This window comes from Arthrobacter sp. BPSS-3 (assembly GCF_044628475.1).
Classification (GTDB): domain Bacteria; phylum Actinomycetota; class Actinomycetes; order Actinomycetales; family Micrococcaceae; genus Arthrobacter.
In genome coordinates, this window is the sequence record NZ_JBIMMV010000008.1 from 106,198 (window position 1) to 118,299 (window position 12,102).

The following is a 12,102-nucleotide window of genomic DNA, read 5'->3' on the forward strand; positions in this document are numbered from 1 at the left end:
CCTAGTCTGCGTCAGGGTAGATGCTGCGACTCTCGGCGCGCTCATTCCGGGTGCGGATCCACTCCGTGGGGTGGACCTTCGGGAGGACTTTCGCCAAGGCCAGGGCTGCGTACATCACGGTGTTGATGGCGACGAAGGTGGCGAGAACGGCGAACCAGCCGGTATGAAGGAGCGATTCCGGAAACAGCAGTCCCGCGGGGACGGCGGACGGGAACGAGGGACTCATGCCTGCTCCGCTTCTTCGGAGGCCCGTGCCGGCGCCGGGGTGAGGTGCTTCCACGTCGCCGTCCTGCCCAGGGCGATGTCCGCCACGCCCTTGAGGTAGACGATGTTGAGGAACATATCGAAGAACAGTTCGGGGAAGAGGGTTGCGGCCAGAAGCCGTGCCCGCCACCCGCCGGACCACACGGTGAGAACCCGCTCTGCCATGAACAGCAGGCCTAACCCGAGCCAGAAGGGGAACCAGATCCAGGCATCGAGGGCGAACACCATCAGGAAGATCAGGAGCAGGTAGGAACCCAGGGCGATCACGCCGTACCCGATTCCCAGTTGCTGGGCCCAGTACCGCATGGTTGGCGGCGTGACGCCGTAGGCTCCGATATTTTCCAGCGCACCACGCTGCCAGCGGAGCCGCTGGGCCCACAGGGTCCGCCAACCGGGCATCAACTCGGTGACGACAGTGCACTGGGAAGGCGAAATCATCAGCCCGCCCAGGGACTTCAACGCGATGGTTAATTCATTGTCCTCGGTCAGTGCGGCAGTGTCGTAGACGTCCCCCGGGGCGCCCGGGATCGTGACGCCGCGGCTGGCCGCCACGGTGCGCAGCGCCCGGGACCGGAAAAGCGAGGCGGTTCCGGTGAGCACAAAGACGCGTCCGCGGCGGCGGCTGATTTCGCGCCCGTAGCGCAGGTATTCGTTGCGCTGGAACTGTCCGATCAGACCGTGGCCCTCCTCGCCATAGAAGAGCCCGCCGACCGCCATCAGGGCCCTGTCCGCGGTAAAACGGTCCACGGCGGCCGCAAGGAAGCCGTCATCGAGCACGGTGTCGGCGTCCATGATCATGACGACGTCGTTGTCCCCGAGCCCCGGGAGCAGGCCGGTCAGGACCTGGTTCAGCGCGCCGGCCTTCTTGTGCGTGTTGCCGACCGATTCGATGACCTCCACACCGGCAGCCCGGGCCCGTTCGACGGTCCGGTCAGTGCAGTTGTCCGCCACGACGATCACCCGGTCCGGTGACCTCGACTGCTGCAGCAGGGAGGCGATGGTCTGCCCCACGGAAGCTTCCTCGTTGTGGGCGGGGATCAGGACCGTCACCGTGACCGGGCCGGCGAACTCACCGCGGGTTTCGGCCATCACCACCCGGGGAGCGAGCGGACCGGTGAGGGGGTCCAGCGACCGCCGGGAGCGGTTGACGATCCTCCGGTCCACGGTCGCAACGCCGGCCGCCAGGAGGAGGGCCATCGACATGGCCGCCAGAATCACGCGGGGGGCCGGGGCATCGGTGTTGTAGAGGATGCTCCAAAAACCAAACACCAGTCCCTGGGCGGGGGATTCGCTGAGCGCCGGGCCGCCGGCGGCCACGGCAAACCACAGGAGCGCCGCTGCTCCTCCGGCAATGACAGCGATGACAATCCCAACAGCTCGGTTCAGCCTTCCCGCACGCATGCGCACGATAGTACCAGTGGCCCCACCAGCAGCACCTGTCACATGGGGGGGATTTGCGACTACGGTACCGGGACGCGGGAGCCCGGTCATGCAGATGGCGCCATCCCCGCCGATGGTAAGTAAGCTGAGATTCAATCGGGGGAAGGCGCAGCGGCGCTGGCCGGCTCCCCCGGAGCCAGCCACGAACCGTAAAGGACCCATGAACGCGACCCAGGACCCCCGCCCGCCCAAGGCCGTGCGGATCAGCTCCGGACCGGACGCGCTCGCCGGGCTGGATCCGTTCCTGGCCGCCGTCGCGGCCGCCGTCGGGGACGTTCCCGCCCTGCTGTCCCTCGCCGCGGACGCCGGATCATGGGCGCCGGCGCCCGGCACCGGCCGCACCGCGTTCCTCTGGGAACTGCTCGCGTCCGTCACCGCCGTCGACGTCGCGGCCGGCCGCATCCTGGAACCGCACCTGGACGCGGCCGCGATCCTGCAGCAGGCCAGGGACGCGGGGGAGGCCGGCGACTCCACGGACCTCGAGGGCACCTGGGGTGTCTTCGCCGCGGAGGCGCCCGGCCTCAGCCTCACCGCCGCTGAAGAGGGCGGTCGGACCCTGCTGACCGGCGCCAAGCCGTGGTGCTCGCTCGCCGGCCAGCTGGACCGGGCAGTGCTGACCGCCCACCTGCCGGGCGGAGGCCGCGCCGCGTTCGCCGTCGACCTCCACCACAGCGGCGTGACCGTGGCGGACCCGGGCTGGACCAGCCTGGGACTGCGCGAGGTCCCGAGCGGCACCGTGCACTTCGACGCCGTCCCCGCCAGCCCGCTCGGCGGCGAGGGCTGGTACTACCGGCGTCCCGGCTTCGCCTGGGGCGGCATGGGCGTGGCGGCCTGCTGGCTGGGCGGCGCCGTGGCCGTGGCCCGCAGCTACCGGGACGCCCTGAAAGCCGCGGCAGACCGCGGCCGGGCCCCGGACCAGGTGGCCCTCGCGCATCTGGGCGAGATAGACCGCACCCTGGCCGGGCTCACCGCCTACCTGGCCCGCACCGCGGACCGGATCGACACCGGGGACCTCTCCGGAAGCGGCGCGTGGCCCGAGGCGCTGCGCGTCCGCGGCGCCGTCGCCACCGCCGTCGAGCGCATCCAGGCCCTGGTCGGCCAAAACCTGGGCCCCGGACCGCTGGTCTTCGACGCCGCCTACGGCAAGCGCATGGCCGACCTCGCGCTGTACATCCGCCAGCACCACGCCATGCGCGACGACGCGCAGCTGGGCTCATTGGTCTTCAATGGCTTCGAGGGCGGCGAACCATGGTGAGCTTCACGCACCAGGACACCGGCACCCCGGAGAGCGCCTGGGCCCGCTCCGGCGCCGCGGCGCTGCCCGAGCTGCCGTTGAACGACGGCGAGCTCGCCGCCACCGCGTTCCTGGTGCTGGCCGCCCACCCCGACGACGAAACCCTCGGCGCCGGCGGCCTCATGGCCCGGCTGCACGCCCTGGGCGCGGACGTGCGGGTGCTGCTCTGCACCGCGGGCGAGGCCTCCCACCCGGATTCGCCCACGGTGACGCCCGAACGGCTGGCCGAGGTGCGGCTCCGCGAATTCGACGGCGCCCTGGGACACCTGCTGGGCGGCCCCCGACGCCGCTATCTGGGATTGCCGGACGGCCGGCTCGCGGAGCACCGGGCAGAGATCGTGGCGGCCATCCGGGAGGCGGCCGCGGACACCGGGAAGCTTGCCGAGCGGATCATCCTCGTGGCGCCCTACCGGCACGACGGGCACACCGATCACGACACCCTGGGCGCGGCCGCAGCGGAAACCGCAGCGGCGGATGGCTACGGCCTGCTGGAGTTCCCTGTCTGGTACTGGCTCTGGGCCAGCCCGGAGGACCCGGCCTGGCAGGACTGGCAACGTTTCCCGCTGCAGCCGGCGGAGCACCAGGCCAAGGCGCGGGCCATGGCGGCCCACACCTCCCAGGTGGCCCCGCTCTCGGAGCAGCCCGGGGACGAGGTGCTGTTGCCGCCGGGCTTCCTGGCGCACTTCGAGCGGCACTGGGAAACCTTCGCCTGGCACCAGCCCCGGCCGCCCGCCGCCGGGGATGCCGCCGGGGACACCGCCATAGACACGGCCGCCCGCGATGCTGGCTCCCACGGCGCAGCCGCCGGCTACGCCGCCGCCGACGCCGAACGGCTCTTCGACGCGGTCCACGGCCGCGACGAGGACCCCTGGGGCTACACCGGCACCTGGTATGAACAGCGCAAACGCGCCCTGACCCTTGCCGCGCTGCCGGAGCAGAACTACGAGGCCGGGCTGGAAATCGGCTGCTCGATCGGGACGCTGAGCGTTGAACTGGCCGAACGCTGCGGAACCTTCCTGGCCGTCGACGCCAGCAGCACCGCCTTGGCCCGCGCCGCCGAACGGCTGGAGCACCTGCCCGCCGCGCAGACCCGGCACCTCACCGTCCCGCACGGCTGGCCCGACGGCGGGTTCGACCTGATCGTCGTCTCCGAGGTGGGCTACTACCTCTCCCCGGAGGAGCTGGACGAGCTGTTCCGGGGGGTCGAAGCCTCGCTGCTGCCCGGCGGCACCCTGGTCCTCTGCCACTGGCGGCACCCGCTGGACGGCTGGGTCCTGGACGGTGACACGGTCCACGCTACGGCCCGCGACCGGCTCCGCTGGGCCGGGGCCGGGCTCTACCGGGAACGCGACTTCGTGCTGGAAATCCTCCGGGCGCCGGAGCAGCAGCCATGACCGTCGCCATGACCGCCCGGCGGCGCCCCGCGATCGACACGGTCGCCGTCGTCCTTCCCGTCCACAACGAGGACCAGCACCTGGACCGCGCGCTGTCCGCCGTGCAGGCCGCCGCGGACCAGCTGGCCAGCGCCCGCCCGGAGGTGGTTGTCCTGGTAATGGTGGTGCTGGACTCCTGTACCGACGGGTCCGCGGAGATCGCCGGACGCTACGTCGAGGCCGACCCCCGCTTCCAGATCCTCACCGTCGGGCTCCGCAGCGCCGGGGCCAGCCGGGCGGCCGGCATCCGCACCGCCGTCCTGGGCCGCCCCCGCCGGCATCCGGGCCAGCGCTCCACCCCCGCGCCCTGGCGCGGCAAGACCTGGCTGGCGAATACCGATGCCGACTCCCGGGTCCCGCCGCACTGGCTGGTCCGGCAACTGGAATTCGCCGACGCCGGGGCGGACGCCGTCCTGGGGTCGGTGGAACCTGACCCGGTGGGCATGGACCCGGACCTGCTGCGCCGCTGGCTGGAGCGGCACCCGTTCGAAGAGAACCACCCGCACATCTACGGGGCCAACTTCGGCGTCCGGGCCTCCGCCTACCTCGCCGCCGGCGGCTTCCCCAAGCAGCAGTCGCACGAGGACCGCACCCTGGTCCAGGGCCTGCGCAGCCTGGCGTTCACCGTCCTGGCCACCGACAGCGTCCGGGTGCTGACCTCCGGGCGGACGCAGGCGCGGGCACCGCAGGGCTTCGCGGCGTACCTGCGCTCCCTGGGCCGGCAGGCACCGCCGGCGGCCACCGGCAGCTAGGCGGCCGACGCCGCAGCCGGGGCCTCCAGGCCCCTCCGGAACAGCCGCACGCCGGGGACTTTCGGCCCTAACCCGGGGCCGGGAGCGGGCGGATCGTCGAATCCATGACACGCCGGGGCGGAGCCGGAACACGGTGCTGCCGATGACGGGCCTGACCTCGGCGGAGGCGGCCCGGCGGCTGGAGCGCACCGGCCCCAACCGGCTGCCGGAGGCCCGGGCCGTGCCGGGGTGGCGGCGGCTGCTGGCAGAACTGACGCACTTCTTTGCCGTCATGCTGTGGGCGGCGGCCGTCCTGGCCTTCATCGCCGGGATGCCGCAGCTGGCCATCGCGATCGTGGTGGTGATTTTGGTCAACGGCGTCTTCGCCTACATCCAGCAGGAACGGGCCCAGCATGCCGCGGCGAAACTGCGCGAGCTGCTGCCAGCCATGGTCTCGGTGCGGCGGGACGGCCGGGTGGTCAAGGTGCACACCACGGAACTGGTCCCCGGCGACGCCGTCGTGCTGGTGGCCGGCGACCGTGTCCCCGCGGACCTGCGTCTCATCCTGGCCGCGGGCTGCTCGGTGGATGAGTCCATGCTCACCGGTGAAAGCGAGCCGGTGCCCCGCGCCGCCGGGGAGGTGCTATACGGCGGCACGTTTCTGGTGGTCGGCTCCGCCGAGGGGCTGGTGGAGGGCACCGGGGCCACCACCCGGCTGGCCGAGATCGCCTCCCTGACCGGCCGCGTCGAACCGCCGCCGAGCCCGCTGGCCCGGGAGCTGCAGCGCATTGTCCGGATCGTGGCCACCGTGGCGCTGGGGATCGGGGCGCTGTTCTTCCTGCTGTCCCTGCTGGTGGGGATCTCCTGGCGGGATGCCTTCCTCTTCGCGATCGGCGTCGCCGTGGCACTGGTCCCCGAGGGCCTCCTGCCCACGGTCACCCTCTCCCTGGCCATCGGGGCGCAGCGGATGGCCGGCCGCAAAGCCCTGGTCCGGAACCTGCAGGCCGTCGAGACGCTCGGCTCCACCACCTTCATCTGCACCGACAAGACCGGCACCCTCACCCAGAACCGGATGAACGCCGTGGAGGTCTGGACCCCCGCCGGGACCCTGGACATCGCCGGTCAGGGCTACGAACCCGAGGCCCACGTCAGCGCCGGCGGAGCCGCCCCCGCCGGGGACGCCCTCCGGGCCGCGTGGCGTCTCGGCACCGCCGCGCGGGCGGCCTCCGTCGGCCGGGCCGTCCGTCACGAGGGCCGGTGGATCGCCGAGGGGGACCCGATGGAGGCGGCCATCGACGCCCTTGTCACCCGGCTGACGGGCAATGGGATTGCTCTGACGGCCGAAGAAACGGACGGCGGCGGCGCGGGCAACGACGCGACGCCGGACCGGCGCTTCGCCTTCGACCCCCGCCGCCTGCGCGAGTCCGCGCTCGCCGGGACCACCCTCTACGTCAAGGGCGCGCCCGAGTCCGTCCTGCCCGTCTGCCGCGGCGGCAACGGCGCATCCCGGGAACTGGTGGATCGGATGGCCTCCCGCGGACTGCGGGTCCTCGCCGTGGCCGAGCGGGGGCTGCCGGGCCCCGCCCCCGAGGGTGCCACCGCCGATGAGCTGGAGCAGGACCTGGAGCTGCTGGGCCTGATCGGCCTGCACGACCCGCCCCGGGCGGAGGTCCGCGTGTCCCTGCAGGCCGCCCGCGAGGCCGGCATCAAGGTGGCCATGGTCACCGGCGACCACGCCTTCACCGCCGCCGCCATCGCGCGGGAGACCGGCCTGATCGGCTCCCCGGAACTGGTGCTGGAGGGCCACACCCTCCCGGAGGATGACGAGGTGCTCGCCGCCCTCCTGGACCGCGACGGCGTCGTGGTCAGCCGCGTCTCACCCGAGCAGAAGCTCCGCGTGGCCCGGCTGCTGCAGCGCCGCGGCCACGTCCTGGCCATGACCGGCGACGGCGTCAACGACGGGCCCGCCCTGCAGCAGGCGGACATCGGCGTCGCGATGGGACTCAGCGGCACCGACGTCGCCCGCGAGGCCGCGGACCTGGTGCTCCTCGACGACGACTTCGCCACCATTATTGCCGCCGTCGAACAGGGCCGCGCCACCTACGCCAACATCCGCCGCTTCCTGACCTACCACCTGACAGACAACGTCGCGGAGCTGACGCCGTTCGTCTTCTGGGCGCTGTCCGGCGGCCGGTTCCCCTTGGCGCTGAGTGTCCTGCAGATCCTGGCCCTGGACATCGGCACCGACCTGCTGCCCGCCCTGGCCCTGGGAAGTGAGGCCCCCAGCAAGGGCGCCCTGAAGCGGCCACCGGAGCGCCGGCACCTGATGGACCGGGCACTGATGGTCCGGGTGTTCGGGCTGCTCGGCCCAGTGGAGGCGGTGCTGGAGATGGCCGCCTACACCGCGGTGCTCCTCGGCGCCGGGTGGAGCCCCTGGACGCCGGGGGCCCTGCTGCCGCCGTCGGACGCGTTGATGGCCGCCTCCGGTGCCGCCTTCACCACCGTGGTGCTCGGTCAGTTGGCCAACGCCTTCGCCTGCCGCAGCGCCACCGTCCCGCCGTGGCGGCTGGGCTGGGCCAGCAACCGGCTGCTGCTGTGGGCGGTGCTCGCGGAGCTGGTGCTGCTCACCGTTTTCCTCTTTCTGGGCCCGGTGGCAGATCTGCTGGGCCAGGCGCCGCCGACACCGGGCGGCCTGGCCGTCGCGCTCGCCGCCATCCCCGCGGTACTACTGGCGGACTGGGCGTACAAGGCGTTCCGGCACCGCGAGTTCCGGCACCGCCGGGCCGGCGTCCGGGGGGCCCAAAGACTCTGACCCCGCGGGGCCGCCCACAGCAGGATCGGAGCATCGACGGACTACCACCGAGGAGCGACCGCATGCCCGGACACGTGTTGTGGTTTGAGGAGATCGGCATGGCCGATGTGCCCCGGGTGGGAGGCAAGAACGCGTCCCTGGGTGAGCTGATCGGGGCGCTGAAGGCCCGCGGCGTGCGGGTGCCGGACGGCTTCGCCACCACGGCGGAGGCCTACCGGCTTTTCATCGACGCCAACGGCATCGAATCCGGGATGCGGGAACGCCTGGACGCCTTCCGCGCCGGGACGGCCACGCTGCGCGAGACCGGAGAGGCCATCCGCGAACTCTTCCTCGGCGGTGAATTCCCGCCGGACCTGGCCGAGGCGCTGCGCGACCATTACCGGGAGCTGGGCCGCCGCTCCGGGACGGACCGGCTCTCCGTGGCGGTCCGCTCCAGCGCCACGGCGGAGGACCTGCCGGACGCCAGCTTCGCCGGCCAGCAGGAGACCTTCCTCAATGTCGCCGGGGAGCGGGAACTGCTGGACGCCTGCCGCCGCTGCTACGCCTCCCTGTTCACGGACCGGGCCATCAGCTACCGCGAGGTGAAAGGCTTCGACCACCTCGACGTCGCCCTCTCCATCGGCGTGCAGCGGATGGTGCGCTCGGACATCGGCGCCTCCGGGGTGATGTTCTCGATCGACACGGACTCCGGCTTCCCCCGCGCAGCCGTGATCAGCGCCGCCTGGGGCCTCGGGGAAACGGTGGTGCAGGGCAGCATCAACCCGGACAAGTACCTGGTCTTCAAGCCGCTGCTGGGGGAGGCGTCCGCGGCCGCCGGCATCCGCCCGATCATCGAGAAGACCCTCGGCGCCAAGGAACGCAAGATGGTCTACAGCCGGGGCGGCCACGCCCGCACCCGCACCGTGGACACGTCCGAGGCGGAACGCCGCGCCTTTGTCCTGACCGATGAGGAGATCCTCAGGCTCGGCCGCTGGGCGGTGACCGTCGAGGAGCACTACGGCCGGCCGATGGACATGGAATGGGCCCGGGACGGGGAAACCGGTGACCTGTTCATGGTCCAGGCCCGGCCTGAGACCGTCCAGTCGCGCAAGGGCGGGTCCCGGTTCACCGTGCACCGGCTGCTGGAAACCGGGCGGGTCCTGGCCGCCGGGGCGGCGATCGGCGATTCGATCGCGCAGGGCACCGCCTGTGTGATCCGCAGCGCCGCGGACATCGAGGGATTCCGCGACGGCGCCATCCTGGTCACCGAGATGACGGACCCGGACTGGGTGCCGATCATGAAGCGGGCCGCCGGGATCGTCACCGACCACGGCGGACCCACCAGCCACGCCGCCATCGTGAGCCGGGAACTGGGCGTGCCCGCCGTCGTCGGCACCGGGAACGCGACGGCGGTGCTCCAGGAGGGCCAGTCCGTCACGCTGTCCTGCGCGGAGGGGGACCAGGGGCGCGTCTACGCCGGCAGCCTGGCGTTCGAGACCGAGGACGTGGACCTGGGCGAACTGCCGGAGACCCGGACCCGGATCATGGTCAACATCGCCAGCCCAGCCGCCGCGTTCCAATGGTGGCGGCTGCCCGCGGACGGTGTGGGACTGGCCCGGATGGAGTTCATCATCAGCTCCCTGATCCGGGTCCACCCGATGGCGCTGGTCCACCCGGAGCGGGTCACGGACCCTGGCGAGGCCGCGCAGATCCGGGAGCTGACCCGCGGGTATGCGGATCCGCGGGACTACTTCGTGGACGTCCTGGCCCTCGGCATCGCCAAGATCGCCGCGCCGTACCATCCCCGGCCGGTGATCGTGCGGCTCAGCGACTTCAAGACCAACGAATACGCGCACCTGGTGGGCGGGACGGCCTTCGAGGAGGCGGAGGAGAACCCGATGCTGGGCTTCCGCGGCGCCTCCCGCTACTACGACGAGCGCTACCGCGAGGGGTTCGCCCTCGAATGCCGTGCGCTGAAACGGGTCCGGGAGCGGCTGGGCTTCGGCAATGTGATCGTCATGGTGCCGTTCTGTCGCACCCCGCAGGAGGCGGACAAAGTGCTGGCGGTGATGGCGGAGAACGGCCTGGTCCGCGGGGAAAACGGCCTGCAGGTGTACATGATGTGCGAAATCCCGGCCAACGTGGTGCTCGCCGGGAAGTTCGCCGCCCGCTTCGACGGGTTCTCCATCGGCTCGAACGACCTGACCCAGCTGGTCCTCGGGGTGGACCGGGACTCGGGGCGGCTGGCGGCGCTCTTCGACGAGCGGGATGAGGCGGTGATGGCGATGATCAGCGAGGCGATCCGCCAGGCGCACGTGGCCGGGATCAAGATCGGCATCTGCGGTCAGGGCCCCAGCAACCACCCGGAGTTCGCGCAGTTCCTGGTGGGGGAGGGCATCGACTCGATCTCGCTGAACCCGGACAGCTACCTCAGGACCGTCCCGCTGATCGCCGAGGCGGAGCGGCGGCCAGCGGGCGGGTGAGGAGCGTCAGGCCCGGACTGGCCTACCGCGGGCCACCGCCGCCATAAATGTCAGTTGCCATGCGGAACGCGGCCCAGGCCTTGGGCCACCCGGCGTAGAAGGCCGCGTGAGTCAGCACCTCGGCCATCTCGTCGGCAGTGACGCCGTTCGCCTTGGCCCGGCCGATGTGATGCTGGAGCGAGCTGTCCAGCACCCCGCTGGCCATCAGGGCCGTCACGGTGACGATGCTGCGGATCCGCGGGGAGAGTTGTTCTTCGCGGGCCCAGACCTGACCGAAGAGGACGTCGTCGTTGAGCGCGGCGAACGTCGGGGCGAAATCACCGAGCACGTCCCGGCCGGCCGTTACTTTTTCAGGCATTGTGGGTCTCCTCTATTTTCCGGAGTAAACGGGGAACGCGGCGTGCTCGCCGTAGTTCTTTTCATCGAGGGTGCGGAGGGTTTCCATGTCCTCGTCCGAGATTGTGAAGGTGAGTCCGGCGTTTGACCGCATGTGGGCCGGGTTAGCGGTCTTGGGCAGCGACACGGCGCCCAGTTGCAGCGTGTAGCGGATGCACAGCTGTGGCACGCTCGCCCCGTATTTCTCGGCGATCGCCGCGATCTCCCGGTTCTTCAGGACCTGGCCGTGGGCGATCGGGGAGTAGGCCTCCACCGCGATGCCCCGCGACTGGCAGTAGTCGATCAGCTCGGTGGGGGTGTTTCCCGCGTGCACGAGGATCTGGTTGACGTGCGGGGCAACGGTTCCGTGGTTGAGGAGGTTCTCCAGATCGGCCTGCAGGAAGTTGGAGACTCCGATCGCGCGGATTTTCCCTGCCCGGTGGGCTTCCTCCAGGGCGCGCCAGGCGGCGAGGTTGCCCTCGGAGTAGTCGCCGCCACGGAAGTCGTCCCAGGGTTGCGGGGCGTGGATCAGCATCAGGTCGACATACTCAAGCCCCAGCTGCTCCAGGGACCGGTCGATGGCGGCGACGGCGCCGGGGTAGTCCTTGATTTCGGCGGCGAGCTTGGTGGAAACGAAGAGTTCGTTCCGTGCCACCCCTGAGGTGCGGACGCCGTCGCCGACTCCGCGCTCGTTTCCGTAGGCCTGGGCGGTGTCGATGTTGCGGTATCCGACCGCGATGGCCTGGCGCACGGCCTCGGCGGCCTTGTCATCGTCGATGAACCACGTGCCCAGCCCCAGGGTGGGGACCTCGACGCCGTTCGAGAGGGTAAGAGTTTCGTTCACTATGGTCATGCTGTTTCTCCGTTCTGGGACAGTCCGCCGTACACCTCGTCGGTCACCGGCTCGAGCCATTCGTTGCTGACGTCGTTGCCCGGGGTGATGAAAGCGACGTGGGAGAACCACGAGTCCGCCTTCGCTCCGTGCCAGTGTTTGGTGCCGGCGGGCACGTGGATGACCGTTCCTGGTTCCAGGCTGACGGGGGCCTCGCCGTCGGCCTGGTACCAGCCGCTGCCCGCGGTGCAGAGCAGGACCTGGTCGCCTCCACCGTCTGTGCCGTGGTGGATGTGCCAGTTGTTGCGGCATCCCGGCTCGAAAGAGACGTTGCTGACGGGGACCGGGCCCGAGGCGAGGGGCGCCAGATAACTCTGGCCGGTGAAGTACTGCGCATACGCGTCGTTCTTCTGGCCCAGCGGGAAGATCTGGCTAAATTCTGTGCCGTGCATGGTGTTT

At 71.2% G+C, this 12,102-nt stretch carries 10 protein-coding genes; 5 read left to right on the forward strand and 5 right to left on the reverse strand.

Annotated features, from left to right (window positions below):
* Window position 1 precedes the first annotated feature (1 nt).
* A complete protein-coding gene (locus ACFVY3_RS13325) occupies window positions 2-226 on the reverse strand; it encodes a hypothetical protein (RefSeq protein WP_400160065.1) in 225 nt (74 codons plus the stop codon).
* On the reverse strand, window positions 223-1,665 hold the full coding sequence (locus tag ACFVY3_RS13330) for a glycosyltransferase (RefSeq protein ID WP_400160066.1): 1,443 nt from the start codon (window positions 1,663-1,665) through the stop codon (window positions 223-225). Before ACFVY3_RS13330 ends, ACFVY3_RS13325 begins: the two co-directional genes overlap by 4 nt.
* A 199-nt stretch (window positions 1,666-1,864) precedes the next feature.
* On the opposite strand from ACFVY3_RS13330, the gene ACFVY3_RS13335 reads away from it, so the two are divergent.
* From ACFVY3_RS13335 to ppsA, 5 genes are all read left to right on the forward strand, one after another.
* The gene (locus ACFVY3_RS13335; RefSeq protein ID WP_400160067.1) at window positions 1,865-2,959 is read left to right on the forward strand and encodes a hypothetical protein; all 1,095 of its coding nucleotides are present in this window, start codon (window positions 1,865-1,867) and stop codon (window positions 2,957-2,959) included.
* Entirely contained in the window at window positions 2,953-4,392 is a 1,440-nt protein-coding gene (locus ACFVY3_RS13340; RefSeq protein WP_400160068.1) for a PIG-L family deacetylase, read from the forward strand. The genes ACFVY3_RS13335 and ACFVY3_RS13340 overlap by 7 nt, the downstream gene beginning before the upstream one ends.
* Complete coding sequence (locus ACFVY3_RS13345) at window positions 4,389-5,183, forward strand: glycosyltransferase (RefSeq protein WP_400160069.1); 795 nt, start codon at window positions 4,389-4,391, stop codon at window positions 5,181-5,183. The genes ACFVY3_RS13340 and ACFVY3_RS13345 overlap by 4 nt, the downstream gene beginning before the upstream one ends.
* A gap of 142 nt (window positions 5,184-5,325) precedes the next feature.
* Window positions 5,326-7,974 (forward strand): cation-translocating P-type ATPase, encoded by a 2,649-nt coding sequence (locus tag ACFVY3_RS13350; protein WP_400160070.1) that lies wholly within the window; start codon window positions 5,326-5,328, stop codon window positions 7,972-7,974.
* Between the two features lie 62 nt (window positions 7,975-8,036).
* Window positions 8,037-10,436, forward strand: coding sequence for a phosphoenolpyruvate synthase (gene ppsA / locus ACFVY3_RS13355; protein WP_400160071.1), 2,400 nt, complete (start codon window positions 8,037-8,039; stop codon window positions 10,434-10,436).
* A 22-nt stretch (window positions 10,437-10,458) separates the two neighbouring features.
* Here ppsA and ACFVY3_RS13360 read toward each other — a convergent pair whose 3' ends face one another.
* From ACFVY3_RS13360 to ACFVY3_RS13370, 3 genes are read right to left on the reverse strand one after another with little or no spacing between them, the layout of a single operon-like run.
* Window positions 10,459-10,794, reverse strand: coding sequence for a carboxymuconolactone decarboxylase family protein (locus tag ACFVY3_RS13360; RefSeq protein WP_400160072.1), 336 nt, complete (start codon window positions 10,792-10,794; stop codon window positions 10,459-10,461).
* A gap of 12 nt (window positions 10,795-10,806) precedes the next feature.
* The gene (locus tag ACFVY3_RS13365) at window positions 10,807-11,664 is read right to left on the reverse strand and encodes an aldo/keto reductase (protein WP_400160073.1); all 858 of its coding nucleotides are present in this window, start codon (window positions 11,662-11,664) and stop codon (window positions 10,807-10,809) included.
* On the reverse strand, window positions 11,661-12,095 hold the full coding sequence (locus ACFVY3_RS13370) for a cupin domain-containing protein (RefSeq protein WP_400160074.1): 435 nt from the start codon (window positions 12,093-12,095) through the stop codon (window positions 11,661-11,663). Before ACFVY3_RS13370 ends, ACFVY3_RS13365 begins: the two co-directional genes overlap by 4 nt.
* Window positions 12,096-12,102 lie beyond the last annotated feature (7 nt).

What these genes read in the sequence shown, in the direction of transcription:
- ACFVY3_RS13370 (WP_400160074.1), bottom strand. Translation starts at nt 12,095, where the DNA reads ATGCACGGCACAGAATTTAGCCAGATCTTCCCGCTGGGCCAGAAGAAC.
- ACFVY3_RS13335 (WP_400160067.1), top strand. Translation starts at nt 1,865, where the DNA reads ATGAACGCGACCCAGGACCCCCGCCCGCCCAAGGCCGTGCGGATCAGC.
- ACFVY3_RS13325 (WP_400160065.1), bottom strand. Translation starts at nt 226, where the DNA reads ATGAGTCCCTCGTTCCCGTCCGCCGTCCCCGCGGGACTGCTGTTTCCG.
- ACFVY3_RS13340 (WP_400160068.1), top strand. Translation starts at nt 2,953, where the DNA reads ATGGTGAGCTTCACGCACCAGGACACCGGCACCCCGGAGAGCGCCTGG.
- ACFVY3_RS13365 (WP_400160073.1), bottom strand. Translation starts at nt 11,664, where the DNA reads ATGACCATAGTGAACGAAACTCTTACCCTCTCGAACGGCGTCGAGGTC.
- ppsA (WP_400160071.1), top strand. Translation starts at nt 8,037, where the DNA reads ATGCCCGGACACGTGTTGTGGTTTGAGGAGATCGGCATGGCCGATGTG.
- ACFVY3_RS13330 (WP_400160066.1), bottom strand. Translation starts at nt 1,665, where the DNA reads ATGCGTGCGGGAAGGCTGAACCGAGCTGTTGGGATTGTCATCGCTGTC.
- ACFVY3_RS13360 (WP_400160072.1), bottom strand. Translation starts at nt 10,794, where the DNA reads ATGCCTGAAAAAGTAACGGCCGGCCGGGACGTGCTCGGTGATTTCGCC.
- ACFVY3_RS13345 (WP_400160069.1), top strand. Translation starts at nt 4,389, where the DNA reads ATGACCGTCGCCATGACCGCCCGGCGGCGCCCCGCGATCGACACGGTC.
- ACFVY3_RS13350 (WP_400160070.1), top strand. Translation starts at nt 5,326, where the DNA reads ATGACGGGCCTGACCTCGGCGGAGGCGGCCCGGCGGCTGGAGCGCACC.